The sequence below is a fragment of the Methylomonas sp. AM2-LC genome (genome assembly GCF_039904985.1).
In the GTDB taxonomy this organism is placed as follows: domain Bacteria; phylum Pseudomonadota; class Gammaproteobacteria; order Methylococcales; family Methylomonadaceae; genus Methylomonas.
In genome coordinates, this window is sequence record NZ_CP157005.1 from 2847784 (window position 1) to 2870602 (window position 22819).

Sequence of the window (22819 nt, forward strand, 5' to 3'; positions counted from 1 at the left end):
GTTTAGATAATCAATCGAAAACTATAAATTACACAAAAAGGACACTAATTTTTCCACTCTCACAAGCCAACTTTAATTGCTGTTGTAATTGTATCAAAATCGATGGCCTAAGTTGATACAGTTAACTCAATGCAGTTCGTAGGTTGTGGTGAGGTACGAACCGCAACAAAAGCCGTAATCTCCAGTATCAATCTTAAAACTGCACCATGGCTGCCAATTATGCGTCATTCATCATATGCTACAGCTCATTGATATCTATGAATATATAACTGCGTTGTAAAATAATAACTATCTGTTGAAGGTGGCTTATCCATTTTTTTATAAAAAAATTTGTCAATCAATCGTTTGATTGATACAATTAAATTCAATCGTTTGATTTAATCAACTTTAACCACTATAAATTCATATGTCCAACACACAACAGCCAGATGTCAAAGACAGTAATGATCCTCGTCAATGTTTATTAGTTGCCGCGTTGCGGCTATTTGCCGAAAAAGGTTTTGTTGCAGCCACCACTCGTGAGATTTGCGAAGCCGCAGGTGCCAATATATCTGCCATCCGCTATTACTTTGGTGATAAAGCCGGGCTGTATCGCGCTGTTTATTCAGAGCCTCTAATAAAAATGCCTGCGCGTGGCAATCGACAACGCTATGCCAATTTACCTATTGCTGAGGCCCTTGAACTATTTTTCAGCGATTTTCTAACCCCCTTTAAACTGGGAGATGACATTGGCTTGGTGATGAAATTACATTACCGGGAAATGTTAGAACCAACCGGGGCCTGGCAGAAAGAAATTGAGACCGAAATAAAACCACAACACGAAGAATTGTTAAGCTTGCTGAAACAGCATCTCGGTGTAACAGAGGTGGATATTGATATGCAAAGACTGGCATTTGCGATTGTAGGTATGGGTGTGCATATGTTTGTTGGGCAGGATATTGTGGCAGCTATTGCACCGCAAATGCTCACTACACCAGAGGCAGTGGATATTTTGGCTAAACGCTTGTCGGGATACGCTCTGGCAATGCTGAATAACGAAGCGCAACGTAGAGCAGAGGAGGGCGCTGTATGATGACAACTAAACAAAACTATTTAATGTTATTTTCACTGTCATTGTTGACCGCGTGTTCTACTGGACTCATCGCAACCGTGGGGCCGGATTATAGCCCGCCGTCGCTGTCTATAGCAGACCACTGGCAAGCACCGCAACCAGAGGAAGAACAACTGCCGTTAGCGCATCAAGGACAGCCAGACGCATTGTTACACTGGTGGGAACGCTTTAACGATACTACTCTAAATCAGTTTTTGCAATCAGCAGAAAATGCCAGTTATTCGGTCGCTAATGCGGCATCAAGAATTGAGCAAGCACGTGCCAGTTTAATAGGTGCCGATTCTGCATTCTTACCGACTTTGGATGGCAATTTAGGCGCGACCAGATCCTCTTTCTCAATTGGTGGTCCGGCCTTTTACCGTACCCAGTATCAAGCTGGCTTACAATCCAGCTGGGAGCTGGATTTATTTGGTGGCCTGGCCCGCCAAACCCAAGCTTCGCAAAGTCAATTAGAATCGCGCAACGCCTCTTGGCACGATGCCAGAGTCGCCGTAGCAGTGGAAGTGGCTAATGCTTATCTGAGTTACCGCTATTGTGAAGTGCAAGTGCAACAACTGCAAGCTGATAGCGAATCTAGACAAGTCGCCAGTAATCTTCTAGATCTTGCGCAAACACACGGTTTTCGCTCGCTGGCCGATACCTCTCTCAGTCATGCCAGCTTGGCAGAAGCTAAAAAAACGTTGCTGCAAAAACAAGGGCAATGCGAGCGATCTATAAAAGGACTGGTTGCCTTAACTGCATTGGATGAAAACACTGTACGTCAGTCTTTGCAGAAACAACCGGAATTGATAGCAAAACTGCCTGCTGCACCTGCTTTTAAATTAGACAGTGTGCCAGCTCATGCTTTACTTCAACGGCCAGACCTGGCGGCTGCGGAACGTGATGTTGCAGAAGCCAGTGCCAATATAGGCGTTGAACAAGCCAAGCGTTATCCCAAGTTAAGTTTGTCAGGCAATATTACACCAACCTTGCAAAGTATGAATGGTGCGGCGCTAGCTTTGGCGCAAACCTGGTCGATTGGCCCTACGCTGAGTTTGCCGTTGTTTGATGCGGGAAAACGTGCTGCAAATGTAGACTCGATGCGTGCGCAATATGAGGCAGCGGTGAGTAATTATCACAGTAAAGTGCGTACTGCTGTTAAAGAGGTGGAAGAAGCATTGGTCAGGCTTGATACTGCTGCGCAAAGCATAGTTCATGCACGTCAGGCCGCCAGTGCGTATCAGCAAAGTTTTCAAGCCAGTCGCCAATTATTTGAAAACGGGTTAGGCAGTTTAATCGATTTGGAAACCTCCAGACGCAATCAGTTATCCTCTGAGTTGGCGGTTAAAGATTTAGAGCAAGAACAAGTCAGTGCCTGGATAGCCCTATACAGAGCCGCCGGTGGAAGTTGGGAAGAAGCGCAGCAATCCACTAGTGAGCTTAAACCAATAGAGACTAGTCAACCCAATGTACAGCCTCCCACTTCAACCAATCCACAACAAAGTTTATCAGGAGAAAAATCATGAGCAAAGGAAAATACAACGCCACGCTTTGTATAGCTAGCTTCATAATCGCTTTGGCGCTGACGACAACCCCTTGCGCCTATGCTGAAGAAAAACCCAGTCACACAGCGACTAAACCCTCATTGAATGTCAATGTTGTGCGCCCGCAATATCAGTCCATTCCCGTGCAGATACTTGCCAACGGCTCTATCGCAGCTTGGCAGGAAGCCATTATTGGTGCAGAAGTGAGCGATTTGCATTTAAACGAAGTGGCCGTGCAAGTGGGTGATAATGTGCGTAAAGGACAAGTACTGGCCACATTTGCCGACGAAACTGTCTCCACGGATGTCGCCAAAAGCCGTGCTGCATTGGCCGAAGCCGAAGCCAATTTGGCCGATGCACAATTGAACGCAAAACGGGCTGAAGCGGTTAATAATAGCGGTGCGATTAGTCAATTACAAATCGCTCAATATTTAACCACACAAAAAACCGCACTCGCCAAGGTGCAATCTGCCAAGGCACAACTGGATGCGCAACTTATACAATTAAAATATACACGGGTATTGGCTATTGATGATGGGGTTATCTCTTCACGTACCGCCACGTTGGGGGCAGTAGCCAATAAGGGACAGGAACTGTTTCGCATGATCAGGCAAAACCGCCTGGAATGGCGCGGCGAAGTTACCGCCAGTGAAATGGTAAAAATAAAACCAGGCTTACCCGTTTCAGTAATTGTTACTGGGGTGGGTACTGTTAAAGGTAAGGTACGTACTCTGGCACCGGCGTTGGATAACCAAACCCGTAATGGTCTGGTCTATGTCGATTTACCGGCAGCCACTGCCCAAGGAATGCGTGCCGGCATGTTTGGCACGGGTCACTTTCAATTAGATACCACGCAAGGATTAACCGTGCCACAAACTGCTGTTTCATTTCGAGAAGGTTTCAGCTATGTATTCCGAGTTGGAGAGGCAAAGGACAATGTGGCTACCGTCAGCCAACTAAAAGTGCAAGTAGGGCGACAACAGGATAACACGCTGGAAATTGTGTCTGGCATTAGTGCTAACGATAACATGGTTGCTAGTGGTACTACCTTTTTGAACGACGGCGATAGCGTCAGGTTGGTGCAACCATGAATGTATCAGCCTGGTGTATCCGCAATCCCATTCCGGCACTCATGTTATTTGTGTTGTTAAGTTTTGGTGGCATCATGAGCTTCAAAGCCATGAAAATACAAAATTTTCCGGATTTAGATTTACCAACGGTGACGGTATCGGCCAGCTTGCCCGGTGCTTCGCCCACTCAGCTTGAAAACGAAGTTGCGCGTAAAATCGAAGATTCGATTGCAACTTTGCAAGGCTTAAAACACATGACCACCAAAATACAGGATGGCAGTGTCAAAATTACGGTTGAGTTCCGTCTAGAAAAGCCCGTACAAGAAGCCATGGAAGATGTTCGCTCTGCAGTCTCAAAAGTGCGTGCTGATCTACCCACCGATGTCAGAGATCCTATTGTTACCAAAGTGGATTTGGCCAGTTCGCCTATTTTGGCTTACACCGTGGCCTCATCCAGCAGGGATGTAGAAGCCTTGTCCTGGTTTGTCGAAAACACTATCGCCAAAAAACTGTTAACTGTGCCAGGTGTGGGTGCTGTTAAACGGGTAGGGGGGGTTAGTCGTGAGATTACTATTGCTTTAGATCCACTTAAACTTCAGGCACTCAACGCCACTGCTACCAGTATTTCACAACAACTGAAGCAGATACAGCAGGAAAGTGCCGGTGGTCGTGCCGTGTTGGGCGTTGGCGAACAACCCTTGCGTACCTTGGGTAACGTAAAATCTGCGCAGGAAATAGGGGCAATACCCATCTACCTTGATAATGGCAGCCGTATACGTTTAGAGCAAATAGCCACAGTCAGTGATGCGATTGCAGAACCACGCGAAATGGCTTTATTGAATGGTAAGCCGGTTGTCAGTTTTGAAGTGACGCGTAGCCGTGGCGCCAGTGAAGTGGAAGTGGCCGCGGGCGTGCAAAAGTTATTGAAAGTATTAGAAGCCGAAAATAGCGATATTGAAATTACGCAAGCGTTTGATTTCGTTACGATGGTGCAAGAAGACTTTCAGGGTTCCATGAATATGATTTATGAAGGCTCTGTATTGGCTGTATTGGTGGTCTGGATATTTTTACGTGATTGGCGAGCAACGTTTGTCTCCGCTATCGCCTTGCCTTTATCGGTGATTCCAGCATTCTTTGGCATGCATTATTTTGGTTTTTCGCTTAATACCGTTACCTTGCTGGCTTTATCATTGTCAATTGGCATTTTGGTTGATGATGCCATCGTCGAAGTAGAAAACATTACCCGTCATTTACGGATGGGCAAAACCCCCTATCAAGCTGCAATGGAAGCGGCTGATGAGATTGGGCTGGCGGTTATTGCCACCACGTTTGCCTTGGTGGCTGTGTTTTTGCCTACCGCATTTATGGATGGGATTCCCGGTCGATTCTTTAAACAATTTGGCTGGACGGCTGCACTTGCCATCATGGCTTCTCTGGTGGTTGCGCGTATGCTGACCCCGTTAATGGCTGCCTATTTGTTAAAAGACACCGGACAGGTAATACATAGCACAGGTCGCATCATGCAATATTACATGCAATTGGCAACTTGGTGCCTTAAGCATCGCTTGATTACATTAATGGGTGCCATTGTATTTTTTGTGGGTACATTATTTTTAATTCCGTTATTACCGACAGGCTTTATCCCCGCCGATGATAGTTCTCAGACACAAGTTTTTGTGGAATTAGCGCCAGGTTCGACCTTGGCACAAACGCATGAAGCGGCGGAAATAGCGCGGGAGTTAGTCAAAAAAGTACCTTACGTCGATTCTATCTATACCACTATTGGTGGTGGTTCAGCCGGTAGCGATGCACTTTCTGGCAGTCAATCTAGCGAAGTACGTAAAGCCACACTAACCGTTACATTGACTGAGCGTCAGGACCGTCCAGTGCGTAAACAGGTTATAGAACAAAATATACGCATAGCCTTGGAACAATTACCTAGCGCACGCTTTAAAGTGGGCTTAGGGGGCAATGGCGAAAAGTATGTGTTAGTGCTGAGTGGTGATGATAGCTTAGCTTTAAATACCGCTGCTCGTGCAGTAGAAAAAGATTTGCGCACCATACCTGGACTGGGCAGTATTGCCTCTTCCGCTGCACTGGTAAGGCCCGAAATTTCGGTACTGCCCGATTTTGCACGCGCTGCCGATTTAGGGGTAACCAGTGCCAGTATTGCGCAAACGCTACGCATTGCAACGGTTGGCGACTATGATTATTCCTTACCGAAATTAAATCTTGAGCAACGACAAGTCCCTGTTATGGTTAAACTGACTGATACAGGACGTAGTGATCTGTCTGTGTTGGAACGCTTGGCTGTACCGAGTATAAAAGCAGGCTTAAACGCTGTTATGCTTAAACAAGTGGCTACGCTGAGTTTGGGCAGTGGTCCGGCTGTCATCGACCGCTATGATCGTTCACGTAACGTTAACTTTGAAATAGAACTGTCTGATCTACCCTTGGGTGATGTAACCAATGCTGTAGAAAACTTACCCAGTATGCAGAATTTGCCAAATGGTGTAAAAAAAATCAATATTGGTGATGCGGAAATGATGACCGAATTGTTCAGCAGTTTTGGTTTAGCTATGCTTACTGGTGTGCTGTGTATTTTTATTGTCTTGGTGTTATTGTTTAAAGACTTTATTCAACCCATTACCATATTGATGGCCTTACCATTATCGTTCGGGGGTGGTTTTGTGGCTTTATTGTTAGCCAACAAAAGTTTTTCCATGCCTTCCTTAATCGGTTTGGTGATGTTAATGGGTATTGCTACCAAAAACTCTATTCTGTTAGTGGAGTATGCCATTGTTGCCAGACGTCATGGCATGAGTCGAGTAGATGCTTTGCTGGATGCCTGTCATAAACGTGCGCAGCCTATTGTAATGACTACCATAGCCATGGGGGCGGGGATGCTGCCCATCGCCCTGGGAATGGGGGAGGCAGATGCTTCGTTTCGCAGCCCCATGGCAGTTGCTGTGATTGGCGGACTGGTCACATCAACCCTACTGAGCCTGTTAGTGATTCCGGTTGCCTATACCTATTTGGATGATTTAAAGAATATTATTTTAGGTTTAACAAAAAAATCTACCCGTACTGATCATAAAAAAGTATCTGAGTAACATTGTTGTGCGTCGCTCAATTGCAAGTTATGTTAAGTTAGCTATAAGCAATTGATATTTAATTGAAGTATCATGTTTAGCATTTCTTGCCTTTTGGAAATTAACCCAACAGGCGAGAAATGATACTGGATTGTCTAGTCATTCTGACTACCAACGCATCTGACTTTATTGGGTTTTGCAATTGAATCAATTGTATTTAAATCCCTCTACATCAAAGGCACGCTCAAACTGGCGCCGCAAACCTATCCCCGCTTACATTGTTTAACTGGAATATCCAGAACAACGCTGCTCACTATCATCATCTAACTGCATTAATATAGGGTGTCGCTAGTAAACGCTGGTTTAGCAACTAAAAAAAAATCAGGGTTGGTCTATAATTTCTAAAAGTGCTCGGTAAAGTAAGCCATAGCTAAAATTAACGGTAATTTCAGTTCCTTAACACCCCCCCTTTAACTGACGGAGTACATAGTGTTCGATTTCTTTTCCAAGAAACTCAAAACCAATTTAGCCGAAACTCTGGGTAAATTAGCTGAATTGACCGATATGAGCAACTCAATTGAAGCGAATGTCGCTACCATTGAGTTTTCACCCGATGGGACAATCATAAAAGCCAATCCATTGTTTTTGGATACTGTGGGTTATACCGCCAGCGAATTAGAAGGTCGTCACCATAAAATCTTATGTGAACAATCCTATGTGAACAGTAGTGAATATGCATTGTTTTGGAAAAATCTTAACGCAGGTAAAAAACAACATGGCACCTTTTTACGTCGGCATAAATCGGGCAATAGCATCTGGCTGGAAGCCAGCTATTTTCCAGTCACTAACCAGCAAGGCCATATTACCAAAGTATTTAAAATTGCCAGTGACGTGACTGATATGCACAATACATTACGCGATCAACTGGCCATTCAACAAGCCTTGCACAGATCAATGGCAGTCATCGAATTTACACCAGACGGTCAAATCGTAACGGCAAACAACCAATTTCTGCAATTAATGGACTATCAATTACATGATATTGTCGGCAATCATCATCGAATGTTGTGTTTTGATAGTTTCTACACTGACAATCCCAATTTTTGGAGGTTGATGCAAAGCGGTCAATTTCAAGCTGGAGAATTTCAACGTCGAAATTCACGTGGCGAGCAGGTATGGTTAGAGGCGTCCTACAATCCCATCATCGACGCCGATGGAAAAGTGATTAAAGTCATCAAATTTGCAACTGACATCACCCATAAAGTTAACCGCAATAATAACGTGATTCAAGCAGCACAAATGTCGTTTTCTACGGCGGAAGAAACCAGCCAAATCGCAGAAAATGGTACCCGTCTGTTAGCAACTTCAGTTGAAATGTCAAATGTAATTACTCTGCAAATCAATCAAGTTAGCGAAGTGATTGCACAATTAAACGAGCAATCTAGCAGTATTATTTCCATAGTATCAACCATTAGCCAAATTGCCGATCAAACCAATTTACTGGCCTTAAACGCCGCCATCGAAGCCGCTCGCGCTGGTGAGCAAGGGCGAGGTTTTGCTGTGGTTGCCGACGAAGTTAGACAGTTGGCAGGACGTACCAGCAAAGCAACTGCCGAAATCGACCAAGTGGTAGATGCTAATCGTAACTTAACATCAACAGTTACTGAACGTATGGATATCGTTAAAAATAGCGCCCAATCCAGCAATGAGCAAATTTCGCAAGTATCAGCGGTCATGAAGGAAATTTACCAAGGCGCAGTCAACGTTTCTAACACAGTAGCGTCGTTATTTTAGCGGTAGACCCAGACTGCTTCATTTATCGTTAAAAGGTGTATATGGCAATACGGGTGTCGGCATTCCATTGGCTAACACCCTACATCATTAAATTACTCAGCATCCATACCTACAGTTTTTTTGAAAACCAAACTAAATTACACTTTATATCACTAGGGTTTGCCTAACAAGGCTACATCAATCTGCTCTGCACGAATAGCAGCGGGGCGGTTTTTGTGTAAAGTAAAATAGTCCGAAATAATTGAATTGGCTGGAATAATTCCAAATTGGGAGTAGAAGGAAAGGTAGGAACTAAGAACAAGGTCTGCGCTACTAAAGCGATTGCCAGCAATCACTTTTTTATGTTTTAGTGTAGATTCAATTACACTTATTACCTGTTCAAAATTACCATAACCGACAGACCTTTGTCGCTCTTCTGGTATCTGGATTCCCAGCGATTTGTCGGTAATTGCGGCTTCCAGTGGGCCAGCGGCAAAAAACAACCAACGATAATAATCCGCCCAAGCATGATGATCATCCTGATCTGGTGTTAGTAGGGCTGCTGGAAATGCCTGTGCTAAATAAGTGCAGATGGCAATAGTTTCAGTAACGACTGCTTCACCATGCTTAAGAACAGGCACCTTGCCCATTGGGTTAATAGCAAGAAATTCGGGTGCTTTCATGCTGGTGCCGTATTCGAGTAATTTTGTCTCGTAAACGCAGCCAATTTCTTCCAGCATCCAGCGTACCACTCGCCCGCGTGACATGGGATGTGTATAGAGAATCAAGGGTAATTCAGACTGTTGCATAAATGCTCCTTAGGCTTGTCGTCAGTTTAATGGGTAATAGAATAGAAAATGTAATTTGCGCTAGATACGGTCTTATGGAATTGACTAAGCTACACAAAACTGAGGCTTTTTACCAGTACTAATGGCGGGTATGGATGTAAACAAGGTGGTATTTTAATTTATGCCCTAAAAAAAGCGCTGCAAAATAATTAAACTATGTTATTTCACATAAATAAGTTGTGTTATATCACGTAATCTTTAATTATTTATTTCAAATTTTGCAGTCTTTCTGCTCAGCAATCCCTTGCTCTACCTACATTACAGATGATTTCAGCTAACTGGCATAAATAATGCTATTAACCATCATTTTCAGCAAATACATTGATATTACATGGTCGATCCAACTTTATCACCACTTAAAAACTTCATAGAAGCTGACAATGAAAATTCCCTCAATACTAGCGGAACAGAATTAACGCCCCAAATTATTGCCAACTTCATCCAGCAACATCGGGATGAACTTAGCCGTTTTATTGCCAGGAAACTAGGTTCCGAAGACTTGTCTTCCGACATACTGCAAGATGCCTACTTGCGTCTTAGCAATCGCTTACCTGCTGAAACCATCGACAATCCGCGTGCCTTTGTGTATAGGATTGTTGCCAATTTGGTGATTGATTACCAACGCTTAAGTGTTAATCGGTTATCACTGGATGTGGACGACGAAGTGATACAGAATATTCCAGACATGCTACCCGGACCGGATAAGCATTATCTGCATCAACAGCGTTTGGCCGCGATAAACAAAGCCATGCATGAATTACCCGAGCTGTGCCGCAAGGTTTTTTATTTGCATCGCGTGGAGGGTTATAGCTATACCCAAGTCGCAGCCAGTTTAAACATCTCAGAAAGCGCAGTTGGCAAACACCTAGCGCAAGCCATTAAACATTGCCGGGATCGGTTAAGACAACATTAATTAGATTGATGAAGGTTACCAACAAAATGATTACTCAACTATCTGAGTCTGTTTAAGTAAAAATTAATCGAAGATGAGTGCTAAGTGACTTATTGTGCGAAATAATTACCGTGCGTCATGCTAGCTAACCAAGAGAACTAAGCTGAAGCTAGGTATCAATACTAGGTTAGATTAAAAGCAATACAAGGTTTGCATTAGTTTTAAGCCGTTTTAGCATGCCTTAAATTTTTTCTCGTCAGCTACACAAACGCCAGGTACCACAGGTATCTGGAAAAATTATCAGTCCTTCGTTTATAACCTGCCTTTGGCACGATTTTCAGCGTAAGCTGAATGTGTTAGCCTCGTCAATAAAAAAAACGAAAGGAAATGTTCACTCATCCGTCATAATAATAACAAACATCACTACGCCCTTTATGTCCAAAGCATCCGTTTCAGAAATTACCGAATTATCCGATCAAGCCATTGATTGGATCATTCGCTTGAATTCCGATAAGGTGACTAAGCAGGATAAATTGTTGGCTGCACAATGGATCAATCGTAGTCCATCGCACCAAAAGGCGTTTATCGAAGCAGAGCAATTGATGCTGGATATGGGCGAGGTGATGGGCACAGAAAAACCCATTAGTAGCGAACCGCAGCCGTTGATTGACAGCAAACGCGTTAGACATGACGGCCGACGCTTACGCGGTTTGGCCGTAGCAAGTATCCTGTTTATACTGACGCTGCCTCTAATCTCCCTAAATGATCACTGGTTTAGCGACTACTACACTGCTGTTGGCGAACAAAAAACCATCACCCTTGCTGATGGCAGTCAAGTAAAGTTGAATACTGACACTGCACTAAGCGTTAACTACAGTGCGTCAGGCCGAAAGTTGGTACTGAAACACGGCCAAGCTGTTTTTCATGTCGCTACTGATCGCAACCGACCTTTTGAGGTTGCTACTGACATCGCGATTATCAAAGCCTTGGGCACAGTGTTTGAAGTGACGGAACGATCAAAAACAACGTTTATCACAGTACAAGAACACGCCGTTAGTGTCAAAGGCCTGCATGACAAAGACTACGCAGAGACCTCTCGGGTCAATGCAGGACAACAAGGCTTTTATGACCAGGAAAACGGCCTGCAATCCATTGTTGCTGTGGATATTAATCAAGCCACGGCTTGGCAACGTGGCAAGCTAGTATTTAAAAACCAGCCGCTACAAGAGGTGGTTGCAGAGCTTGACCGTTACGTGTATGGACGTATCGCCATAGTCGATGATCGCTTGGCGAATCTGCGCGTCAGTGGTGTATTTCCTATTAATGATCCCGCTGCCAGCATGTACATGATCGAGCAAATTTTGCCGATTAAAGTCACCCGGATTACCCCTTGGTTGACGCTCCTGCATGGTTAATTCTGGCTCGTATTGTTATGGTTTGATCAGTTACACATAACAATTTTCTAAATCCTTTACAGGATTTTTCGTTTCATCCGTCCTAACACTGAAGCGGTTGTGGAACCGTGCAAACATTATGGAATGGATATGAAAAAAACGCGTCAAATAGGCAGCTCCAGACAAAATACCCCTCCTATTTTTACACTCAAGCAAATCGCATCGCTAATGTTGATTACCAGCGTGAGCATGGCTGCCTGGGCGGACGATAAGCCGCAAACCTTCAATATTCCGGCGCTACCGCTAGACAGTGCGTTAACCGAGTTGGCCGATAAAACCAATCTGCGTCTATTGTATCAAGCAGACTTGGTCGCAAAGTTACGCTCACAACCTGTATCTGGTCAATATTCACCGGAACAAGCGTTAAAAATACTGCTGGGGCATTCTGGGTTGGGTTTTCGTAAGACCGCCGATAACGCTTTTACTGTGGAAGAACTGCCTCCCGCACCACACATCAATCAGGCTGATCCAATTTCCTTACCCAAGGTTACAGTAGTGGGTAATAGCATTGATGATGTTAAAGATCCTTATAATGCAGACTATGTGCTACCCAGCGCAACCAGCGGCACTAAGACCGATACACCCATTATGGAAACACCACTGAATGTACAGGTCATTTCCAAACAGGTTTTGAAAGATCAACAAGTCATTAATCTGGGCGATGCTTTAAAAAATGTCAGTGGGGTAACCACAGGCAGTTTTGCTTTCGGTTTTGGCAACGCCAATGCACCAACCCAACAAATTACTATACGCGGTTTTGCCTCTCAAACTTTTTTTCGGAACGGTTTCCGTTTACAACAGGGCTCTGCCAGTCGTGAAATGGCCAATATAGAAAGTATTGAGGTACTAAAAGGTCCAGCAGCTATTTTATACGGTTTGGCTGAACCGGGTGGCATGGTAAACGTAGTCACCAAACAGCCATTAGCCACGCCTTATTATGCATTGAATCAGCAATTCGGATCCTACGATTTATACCGAACCACGCTTGACGCCACTGGCCCGTTAACCATAGATGATACATTGTTGTACCGGATGAATATGTCCTATGAAAACAGCGGATCTTTTCGCGATTTGGTCTTTAACGATAATGTGTTTCTGGCACCGGTATTGAAATGGAATATTAGTAAAAAAACCCAAGCAACACTGGAAATGGAATATCAACATAAAAACTTTGATGTGGATACTGGCTTTATACCCATCATCAACGGTCAACTCATGAATATGCCCATCAAAAATAACTATGGTGAATACTCACCCGGCATTCAGGATACTATTTTTGTTGGCATGAATTGGTCGCACCAATTTAACGATGATTGGAATATAAAACATAGAGTCTCTGCAAATAGGGTATCTAGTAATATTCCCATTGCCTCTTATCCGAGTTATCAGTTTAACGACCCTACTGCCGCTGCATTTTTCCAACGCTTTACTAACAATCTCAGCACTAATTCAGTGTACCGTTTAGACTATTTCGATCAGAAAACAGCTAATGACACCTATTCAACTAATCTGGATATAACCGGACACTTTGATACCGTAGGACTAAAACATACCTTGCTGATGGGTAGCGATTATTATCGTCTTAATTCAACCGCTAGCAATGCAACCGATAATGCAACTTTTATCAATTGGTTGTTTAACAGCGGACAACCGTTATCTAATATCAATACCTATAACCCTGTCCATCCTGGAAATAATTATCCGTCATCGGTTGACCCAACGTCCTGGACTAAAACTCGAAATATTACCGATCAATACGGTCTGTATATACAAGACCAGATAAAACTGCCTTACAATTTTCATGTCATGGGCGGTATTCGTTACCAATACATACATCAAAAATCATCAACCCAAGATTATTTGGGGGCACTATCATTTACACCACCACAAACTCAAGATGCCGTTACTCCGCGTGTCGGTATTTTGTGGCAACCACAAAACTGGTTAAGCGCCTATGCCAATTACGTCGAAGGATTTGGTGCGAATACGGGTTTCACATGGCCGAATTTTCAAGCAGTGGCTCCTACCAGTGCCGCGCAATATGAAGGCGGCATCAAGACCGAATTTTATGATGGTCGCTTACGCGCTAATTTTGCCTATTACGATTTAACCAAAACCAATGTTGCAGCAAACGATCCCGCGCATCCTTTTGCTTGTTACGGTAGTGCTTGTCAATTAACCATAGGCCAAATCAATAGCCATGGTCCAGAAGTAGACATTCAGGGGCAAATACTACCCAATTGGAACGTCATTGCTACCTATGCCAATACAGATATTCATGTAACCAAAACAGATGCGCAAAATTCACTCTATCAAGGGCTATACAGCGTCGGCACCCGTTACTGGGGCGTACCACGAAACACAGCCAGCTTATTTACCACTTATGAGTTTATGGAAGATGAGCTTAAGGGATTTAAAATTGGTGGTGGGGTAAATCTTCAAGATGGTCAACTGGTTTGTTGTTCCCAACCCAATTTGTCTCAAATTCCAGGATTCACCACAGTTGATTTACTGGCAGCTTATAGTGTTAATGTTGGCAAAACCAAAGTGACAGCGCAGTTTAATATCAAAAATCTGCTTGATAAATATTATATTCTGGGTGGAGGGATAGATCCTCTGGGTAATGGGTCTTCAACCGGTATGTTTTCGACATTTGGTCAACCACGATTTTTTATGGGGTCTATTGGTATTCAATTTTAGCCATATTTCTCATTTATTAAATCTGGAATCATTTGTATATTGCTTAACAAACAGCTTGATAGAATTGAGCTGTTTGTTAAATTTCTGGATAGCAGTAATAGGTTTTTATCTTTTTACTGTCTCTAAATCTTTGAAATGGTGAAATCTAGATAACATTTTCTTTTGTGGTATAGGCCGTTAAATCCAATTTAATACCTTGTTCGGTGCAAACAAATGTTGCGCCATTTAGCCTAACTTATTTTGATTTGTTACATCCTGCTTAAGAATTTAGGGAGGAAAATGTGGATTGGCTAATGCCACATCCATTTATTTCCAACAAAAATGAGGATTTTAACGCGCTGATACGTCTTACCTAAATAAGGCATTATTTTGCTGCTGTGCCGGATTATACATTCGGCTATTCACATCCAAACAATCCATGAGATCCTTCCAATGACACGCCAATTTTGGGTGCTGGTGCACCGCTATGCAGGCCTGTATATGGCCTTTTTTCTGACCGTAGCCGGAATGACGGGTAGTGTGCTGGCTTTTTATCAAGAACTGGATGGCTGGCTGAATCCCGAACGCCATTATGTCGTACCACAAGACAAACCCTTGCTGGATGGATATACCTTACGTGAAAAAGCCCTGGCATTGGAGCCACATGCACAAGTCAACATGATTAGTTTTAATCTTAAGCCGGGGCAGGTCTATGAGATATTTCTATCACCAAGAAACGATCCAGAAACCGGCAAGCCTTATGATTTAGGGCACAACTTGATTCGGCTGAATCCATATAGTGGCGAATTGATCGAGTATGGCAAGGATGAAGGGTTATGGCCACTATCCCGCCGCAATATTTTAAGCGTAATTTATAGTTTGCATTACTCACTAGCCCTGGGCGAAGTGGGCGGCTGGCTGTTCGGCATTGCGGCGCTGATCTGGACGGTGGATTGTTTTGTGGGTTTTTATTTAACTTTGCCAATACGGCGGAATAATAGCGAAGTCAGGTTAAAACAGCCTTTAGCACAACAGCAAAAAGGCTACTGGTCGCGGTGGGTTGTCGCCTGGAAAATAAAATGGCCCGCTTCTAATTATCGCATTAATTTTGATTTGCACCGCGCTGGAGGTTTGTGGACCTGGATTATGTTGTTTGTATTTGCTTGGTCATCGGTCTGCTTTAATCTGCGTACCCAAGTTTATCAACCGGTAATGGTCGCGCTGTTTGATTTACCCGATATAGGCAATTTACCGATAGCCAATCTGCCGCAACCGCGCCCCGAGCCGGGTATCGATTGGCATACCGCGCAAACGATAGGGCAGCGGTTTATGGCTGAACAGGCAGAATTACAGCATTTTAATATCTATGCAGAAGACACCCTGTTGTATCTGCCCGAGAAAGGTTTATTCGCTTATGGGACTAAAACCGATAGAGATATTGGTGACAAAAACGGTGGCACAGCTGTGTATTTCGATGGCGACAGTGGCAAGTTTGTTTCACTTTTTATGCCTTCCGGGCAGAATGCCGGTATTACCGCTACCCTTTGGCTGGTGACGTTGCACATGGCCGGTATCTGGGGTTTACCCTTTCAGATTTTCGTCTGTCTCATGGGCTTGGTGGTGGCGATGCTGTCTATCACTGGCGTCTATATTTGGCTAAAAAAACGCCGGGCGCGATTATTCTCACAGAAACGGCAGATGAGTATACCGCATGAAAGTAAAGGTTTAACACCTTAAGCCAATACCCCGCCAAAATATCTGAATCAGAAATATTAGCCATGCTTCTATTATTTTCTATTTGAAAATTTTATATAGCCGATCCAAAATCCTGTTCTTTTATCATTATTCGGAGATAACGAATGAAACTGTTTGTATTAATCACTACCTTTATTCTATTGCCGCTAGCAAATATTGCCCAAGCTGGAACACTAAGTGATGGTGGTTGGAAACCGGCTAAATGCGGTGAAAAACCAATACCGCCAGCCGTGGATGATAAAGATGTGGACGGTTTTAATAAAAGCGTTAAGGCCACCAACGAATGGCAACTGCAAGCCAGAACTTACTTCGAATGCCTGATTAATGAAGCCAATACCGATAATACCGTGATTGCAGATACCGCTAATAAAGAACAGGCAGACTATCGAAAAAGCGTAGAAACTATTGGTACCACACTGGATGCTGCCAAGAAAAAACTGGATAAGAAATAGGCCTTTGAGCTTATTAGTTTTTTAAATATCAGAAACACCCACAACTAGACATAAGCATTGAAATGTTATATAGTCACATTTCAATGCTTAATCACAGTCCAACTGTAATTGATTTTATGACAACCACAAATCCTGATAATGTGTTGGTTGCTTATAAAACACACTTACCGCAAGATATATTGGCGATAGTTATAGCGTACTCATGGTATGCAGATGTCTACACGTTATATCTGTATTTGGAAATGTGATTGGGCAATTATGGTCTATAATTTGATAACTCGTTGTATGCCATAAGAAGGATTATTTTTTGTATTTTTTTACTATAAACGTAATGTTATAACATTAGTTTAAAGATGATAGGGATAAGCTATGTATAAAAAACTAATATTAATGGCGGCTTCAGCCAGCTTTGCTTTGGCCGTTCAAGCGGCTGAACAAACCATGCAATCAGCAACAAATCAGATTGCGCCAACGCCCAGCGATGATCAAGCCGACACACACTTGATGGTGGTTGATACAGATACGCGTACCGATGTAAAACTAGATGCTGTTAAGCCTAAAGCGTTTGCAGATACAACAACCGAAACGCCAGTCACAGAATTGGATACTGTTATCATCACAGCACCACTAGCGACTAAACTATCTGATGCCACTGTACCTGTCACTGTACTTAGCGGTGACGAACTAACGATGAAAATGGGTCACACCATAGGCGAGACTTTAAAACAAGAATTGGGTATTACCAGTCAGTCTTTTGGACCAGGTGTAGGTACACCGGTAATCCGCGGGCAAAGTGGACCTAGGGTAAGGGTGTTGGAGAATGGCATAGGCAGTAATGATGTGTCACAGTTAAGTCCAGATCATGCTACCAGTATAGAACCCGCATTAGCGGAGAGTATAGAAGTATTACGAGGCCCTGCAACTTTATTATATGGCAGTGGAGCCATGGGTGGGGTGGTCAATATTATCGATAATCGCATTCCTACTCATCTGTATAGCAAGCCAGTAAATATAGTTTTTGATCAGCGTTATGATACCGCATTTAACGAATCCAGTTCGGCAATGAAGTCAGAAGGCAGTTATCAAAACTGGTCTTACCATATCGACGGTTTGTATCGGGACCGCGGAGATATGGCAATCGGCGGGTCATCAATTGATGCAACTAAAGCACAAGCGTTAGATCCCACCTTAAGCGTAGTGAGTAATACGCACGGTTTAATTCATAATACATTTGCGCAAACACTGAATGGTGCATTAGGCGGATCTTATGTCACTGATAAGGGTTTTGTTGGGCTTGGTATCAATCAGTTTCATAATAATTACGGTATAGCGCCAGATGGTGGTACCTCTATCCAAGGTGCCAATAATACGACTTATGCCGATCCTAATGTGCGTATTGATCAAATGCAAACCAAGTACGATTTAAAAGGCGAATTGAATAATCCGTTTCGTTTTGCGGATAAATTAAAAATGCGTTTAGGTTACACAGATTATTATCATACTGAGTGGGATGGTGGTGTGCCAGGCATTACTTATAACCCAGGTACAGCGTTTAGTAACAAAACCTACGAAGGGCGGGTCGAATTAACCCACAAAGCCTTAGGTGCCTTGAATGGTGCTGTGGGTGTACAAGTCATTTCAAGCCAATTTGCCGCCTTCTCGTTTCCAAATGGCGGTGTTCCTGATACGCTGATAGACCCTACCGCACCCGTCACCAATATAGTACCGAATACGCAGACCAACAGTGTTGGAGTGTTCGGGCAAGAGTCTTTAGATTACGGTCCGGTTAAATACGAAGTGGGGATACGGGTTGAAGACACGACACTGACACCCAATCTCAGCAGCAGCTATACAGCTCCGTATATGTTAAGCGGCAGTGCAGCCGATAACTATACAGTGAATTCTTCCTATAACTACTTACCCGTCAGTGCCTCGGCCTCGGCTTTATGGAAGTTGGATAGTAGCAACAGCCTGAATATGGCGCTAACCCGTTCCCAACGGGCACCGCAGGTACAGGAGCTGTTTGCCAATGGTTTTCATGACGCCACCCGCAGCTATGAATTAGGCGATCCAAATTTGCAAATGGAAACCTCTTACAACCTTGATGTGGGTTATAAATATAAAACCAGCTGGGTAAGGGCAGAGTTGGATTTATTCAATAATTGGGCAAACAATTACATATACCAACAACGTACCGGTGAATTTGTAAATTCTGGATTTACACCCACATTAGGTAATTCTTTAAATACAGCAAATGCTCAATGTCTATCGGGTTCACAAGGCAGTTGTACACCTGTAACGGCCAGTTATCAGGCCGGCGCTATTTTTAGAGGCTATGAAAGTAAACTGGTGTTTCCAATTGCGGAATTAGGGAAGGGCGCTTTAGATTTAACGCTATTTAGCGATTATACCAATGGCACTTTTGTGTCCACAGGTGCGGCAGTGCCGCGTATGCCGCCTTTGCGTTTTGGTTTTCAATGGGATTACACGCATAAAGATTGGACGGCTAATCTACGCTTTACCCGTGGACAGGCGCAAGATCGCCCTGGCGCTAACGACACCACCTCAGCCGGATATTATCTGCTGACTATGGGGGTAGATTATAAAATAAAAGACTTTCAAGATAGTCAGGTGCTGTTATACCTGAAAGGTAATAACCTGTTAAATGAAAATATCCGTAACTCGGTGTCCTATTTACGTAACTTTGCACCGGAGCCAGGACGTGGTGCGCAATTAGGCATACGTATTACTTACTAATAACCGCTGCGATTCACTATTTTTCGCAAGCGCGTTAATAGGCATCCCAGCCCTAACTAGTGGCAATTCCTATCCACTTAATCAGGTAAATGTTTAACAAAACTTTACATTATTTTACACAAAGCCACGCAAAGTTCTAGTACATTTGACTGATAATGTACATTCGAAAAATTAATATTATAGATATTGGGTTTGTGATTAATTTTTTAGGTGCATAAAAAAATGAATAAAACTAATTGGCGTTATGTTTAAGTCCGACCCCATTTTTTCTAAAAAAAAACTGGGAACAGAAATACTTGAATGGTACATCCGTTCAAGTGCCGGTGATTTTGGTCCTTTTTCCAGCCAGGAAAAAGCCACGCTACAATTAATTGATTTTATTAAAGAAAATAACAATAAAAGTTCAAGCTGTTTTAGTCTTATTAAACAAGCGGGTGATCTAGATTGGGATCATGAAAAAATAGACACATTTATTTTGTAAGTGTTCAGACCGCTAGCATAATTGTATTGATTCACTATTCAATAATTAACACTTTTTGAAATGATTTATTGAATTGACGTACAACGACCACAAATGCCATGTATCTCAATGGCTTTGTGATGGATAATAAAAGCCGCGCGTTCAAGTTCTTTTGCTATTGCTTCCATAACCTCATCAGCGGGTCTTTCTTCAACCTCCTGGCACTGAGTACAAGTCAGTAATAATTGTTGGTGTTGATGTTCGGAATAACTGCATCCGATAAAGGCATTCAGACTTTCCACTTTATGTATTAAACCTTGTTCCATCAAAAAATCCAAGGCCCGATAAACAGTGGCTGGTTTTGCCGTGCCGGCTTTGGGCTTTATTCTGTCCAGCAGATCATATGCCTTAATAGCGCGGTGGCTTTCCCAGATAAGCTCTAATACTTGACGGCGAATTGGTGTTAAACGCACCCCACGATTATCACAAATACGTTCGGCAGATTTGAGTGCTTTATCTCGGCATCCGTTATGATCGTGATTAACTGTCAGAAATGGGGCGTTTAAGGGTGATAAAGTTAATTGCATAGCTATATAGGCGTTCACAGGTTATTTTGTTACTATATAACATTTCTCTATCACTGTACAGATGTTCGTTTTTTAAAAAAATTAAACACAATTTGTTTTTGATAATTCATAGTTTGGTTGATAACATGAGCTTCTTGTTTCGACCCAGGCTGTGTAAAAAGGTCGACAGTATCAAACCCACCGTGGGTATAGGCCAATTCAGTTGAACTTAAGCCATCCTGAGCGACGAATGTTTCTAAATTATATTTACTGGTACATCTGATTTGAACCGACTTACTCGACGTTAATAGCTATTAGTGATGGGCAAAAATGGCTGTCAGGCCACCAATGCTTCTATCAGAATTGTAGTTACTAACAGATTCATCACTCTTTTCAGGTTATAGGCCAACACATGTAAGCTCATTTCGGTGCTAATGTGATTCAGTTTCTTGGTCAAAAAATGAGTTGCCCCCATCCAAGCCTTAATGTTACCCAACGGATGTTCCACGGTTTGCCCTCTTATATGCATACTGTCCGAAGATCTATCCAACCTAGACTGCCTCCCCTGGTTGCGGGGTTTTGATTGCGAGATGCTACAACTATTCATCGGAATGTTCGGAACTGCTTGTATTTCTTCGGAAAAACTCATTCATTTGACCAGCATTAAAGCCATTTTTGTATGCATCGGAAGCATTGGAAGGGGGCTGGCCGTATGGGTTATTTGTTGCATCCTCGTATCCGACTCCCGCATTCTTATATCTTGGGTTCGTATAACTGAAGTATTCGTTTTCTGGTTCATTCCATTGTTTTGCGGTTGTTTCCGAGGTATTGTTAGTAGTGTTGGCGCTATATGAATAGTCGCTACCCGAATGTCCGCCTCCGCTGGCAGCGGAAAGAACAGCTAAAGCGGCGATACCCTTCACCAAAATGTTTAGATCGCGCGGTTTCCGACAGACTCCAGGGAAGTCGAAATAGGTTAGGCAATGCTCCTTGTTGTGTTCGACCGACACCATAAACCATCCAGATTTACCACTATTGTAATTATAATCACCTCGTACTTGATAAGTTCCACTAGCTAAGCTTCCAGCTAGAATTTTTGCATTGCTCACGCTATCATGATCGTAGTGATTTAATACCCAACTTTTAGAGTCATCTGTCAGCACTTCATTTAACAATTTAGTAAGCATTTTTTGTTCTTGCTGTTCCTTATTTTCTGCATTAACTGGTTTCGTAGCATTCGCTAAAGTTTGTTGGTGCAGATTCACGTTGGTATTGACATCATGCGCATTTTTTGAAGATATGTTATCGTTTGACTGCGCCGCCAAATCTGCCATGCGTTGCGCTGCAGCTTTATCCTTAACAACCCTTTCCTGTGCTTCGATAGGCGATAATCCTGCTTTTTCATACCACTTGCAGGCTTCTGCTGCATCTATAGGCTGTCCTGAATTTCCGTACCCATAGGTTATACCTAAAATGTAGGCGGCATTGTGGTTTCCCTTGTTTGCAGCGTCCAGCCACAATTGCATGGCATGTTGCTGATCTACCGGAACGCCATTTCCCGAAGAATACATCAAGCCCAAAGTAGTTTCGGCACACAGGTCGCCCTGCGAGCTGGAGTTTTGCAGTAATTGCAGGGCTTGAGCGTAATCCCTTTGTTGGAAAGCGATATGACCTGAAGAATTGAAATTACAAGCAGTTGGCGGTTCAGGATTTGTTTGGTTTGCTGAAGCTGTTGCGTTTTGCTGTTTTAAATGGCTGGGAGAGTTTTGAGTTGTCGCATTGGGATTGGGTTTAAATGCACCCGGTATAGGCTGGACATAATTACCACGCTGACGCATGCAATTTGTGTAGACACTCACTTTGTCAGGAGACTGGAAAGCCAGCGGTTTACAATATTTGTCATCACCATCGAAAGCAGCGGCCGATTTTCCCGGGCCGGGAGTGGCTGTGATTTGCGGGGCAGCAGCGCAGCCGGGTAAAACAACGAGGGGAACCAGCAGAGGTAGAGATATACGCTTTATCATTAAGTTTAACGCTAGTCTCATTATGGTTCGCCTTGCCCTATTATTTTTTTATTGTCGATATTACATGTTTTTAACTAAAGTTTCGAAGTTGCTTATTATAATGCATACTATTGATATATAATAAATAATGTGTCCTAAAAGAGTATACAAATGGTTAGTTGAAGACCAAATACCATAAAAAGTACACTCAGATCAATCTTGCCACAAAACACGTAGAACTGCCAGTATTAACCGCAGACTTTTTGAATGCTAGCGGGGTGTTAATGAATAACCTGTTTGCTAAGGCCATAGCCATAATGTGCGCTATACTGATAGGGAGCTGCCGTCAGGCGCACCGTTGGCGATCGTTGCGCCTCGCATGGC

The 22819-nt window shown here is 43.2% G+C and carries 15 protein-coding genes and 1 pseudogene; 12 read left to right on the forward strand and 4 right to left on the reverse strand.

Annotated elements, in window-relative coordinates; all coding sequences use genetic code 11:
• The first annotated feature begins 406 nt into the window (after positions 1-406).
• The 5 genes from ABH008_RS12820 to ABH008_RS12840 all read left to right on the forward strand — a co-directional run bounded on the left by ABH008_RS12820 (position 407) and on the right by ABH008_RS12840 (position 8590).
• Complete coding sequence (locus tag ABH008_RS12820) at positions 407-1072, forward strand: CerR family C-terminal domain-containing protein (protein ID WP_347986016.1); 666 nt, start codon at positions 407-409, stop codon at positions 1070-1072.
• Entirely contained in the window at positions 1069-2616 is a 1548-nt protein-coding gene (locus ABH008_RS12825; RefSeq protein WP_347986017.1) for an efflux transporter outer membrane subunit, read from the forward strand. Before ABH008_RS12820 ends, ABH008_RS12825 begins: the two co-directional genes overlap by 4 nt.
• Entirely contained in the window at positions 2613-3725 is a 1113-nt protein-coding gene (locus ABH008_RS12830; RefSeq protein WP_347986018.1) for an efflux RND transporter periplasmic adaptor subunit, read from the forward strand. Before ABH008_RS12825 ends, ABH008_RS12830 begins: the two co-directional genes overlap by 4 nt.
• Positions 3722-6817 (forward strand): efflux RND transporter permease subunit, encoded by a 3096-nt coding sequence (locus tag ABH008_RS12835; RefSeq protein WP_347986019.1) that lies wholly within the window; start codon positions 3722-3724, stop codon positions 6815-6817. The genes ABH008_RS12830 and ABH008_RS12835 overlap by 4 nt, the downstream gene beginning before the upstream one ends.
• A 468-nt stretch (positions 6818-7285) precedes the next feature.
• Positions 7286-8590 (forward strand): PAS domain-containing methyl-accepting chemotaxis protein, encoded by a 1305-nt coding sequence (locus ABH008_RS12840; protein ID WP_347986020.1) that lies wholly within the window; start codon positions 7286-7288, stop codon positions 8588-8590.
• A gap of 152 nt (positions 8591-8742) precedes the next feature.
• On the opposite strand, the gene ABH008_RS12845 is transcribed toward ABH008_RS12840, so the two are convergent.
• Positions 8743-9378, reverse strand: coding sequence for a glutathione S-transferase family protein (locus ABH008_RS12845; protein ID WP_347986021.1), 636 nt, complete (start codon positions 9376-9378; stop codon positions 8743-8745).
• A 370-nt stretch (positions 9379-9748) separates the two neighbouring features.
• Between ABH008_RS12845 and ABH008_RS12850 the strand changes: the two genes are divergently transcribed.
• From ABH008_RS12850 to ABH008_RS12880, 7 genes are all read left to right on the forward strand, one after another.
• Complete coding sequence (locus tag ABH008_RS12850) at positions 9749-10330, forward strand: sigma-70 family RNA polymerase sigma factor (protein ID WP_347986022.1); 582 nt, start codon at positions 9749-9751, stop codon at positions 10328-10330.
• Positions 10331-10743: 413 nt separating this feature from the next.
• Complete coding sequence (locus ABH008_RS12855; RefSeq protein WP_347986023.1) at positions 10744-11724, forward strand: FecR family protein; 981 nt, start codon at positions 10744-10746, stop codon at positions 11722-11724.
• A gap of 129 nt (positions 11725-11853) precedes the next feature.
• The gene (locus ABH008_RS12860; RefSeq protein ID WP_347986024.1) at positions 11854-14463 is read left to right on the forward strand and encodes a TonB-dependent receptor; all 2610 of its coding nucleotides are present in this window, start codon (positions 11854-11856) and stop codon (positions 14461-14463) included.
• Positions 14464-14895: 432 nt separating this feature from the next.
• On the forward strand, positions 14896-16179 hold the full coding sequence (locus tag ABH008_RS12865; protein ID WP_347986025.1) for a PepSY-associated TM helix domain-containing protein: 1284 nt from the start codon (positions 14896-14898) through the stop codon (positions 16177-16179).
• Between the two features lie 122 nt (positions 16180-16301).
• Positions 16302-16649, forward strand: coding sequence for a hypothetical protein (locus ABH008_RS12870; protein WP_347986026.1), 348 nt, complete (start codon positions 16302-16304; stop codon positions 16647-16649).
• A 369-nt stretch (positions 16650-17018) separates the two neighbouring features.
• Positions 17019-19406, forward strand: a complete 2388-nt coding sequence (locus tag ABH008_RS12875; protein WP_347986027.1) for a TonB-dependent receptor — start codon at positions 17019-17021, stop codon at positions 19404-19406.
• Between the two features lie 244 nt (positions 19407-19650).
• Complete coding sequence (locus ABH008_RS12880) at positions 19651-19887, forward strand: hypothetical protein (protein WP_347986028.1); 237 nt, start codon at positions 19651-19653, stop codon at positions 19885-19887.
• Positions 19888-19952: 65 nt separating this feature from the next.
• On the opposite strand, the gene ABH008_RS12885 is transcribed toward ABH008_RS12880, so the two are convergent.
• The 3 genes and pseudogenes from ABH008_RS12885 to ABH008_RS12895 form a co-directional block, all read right to left on the reverse strand.
• Positions 19953-20453: a transcriptional repressor gene (locus ABH008_RS12885; protein ID WP_347986029.1), complete on the reverse strand. Its 501-nt coding sequence runs from the start codon at positions 20451-20453 to the stop codon at positions 19953-19955.
• Positions 20454-20769: 316 nt separating this feature from the next.
• A pseudogene (locus ABH008_RS12890) lies at positions 20770-20991 on the reverse strand (IS5/IS1182 family transposase); the annotation flags it as partial.
• 40 nt (positions 20992-21031) lie between these two features.
• Positions 21032-22477, reverse strand: a complete 1446-nt coding sequence (locus ABH008_RS12895) for a tetratricopeptide repeat protein (RefSeq protein ID WP_347986030.1) — start codon at positions 22475-22477, stop codon at positions 21032-21034.
• Between the last annotated feature and the right edge of the window lie 342 nt (positions 22478-22819).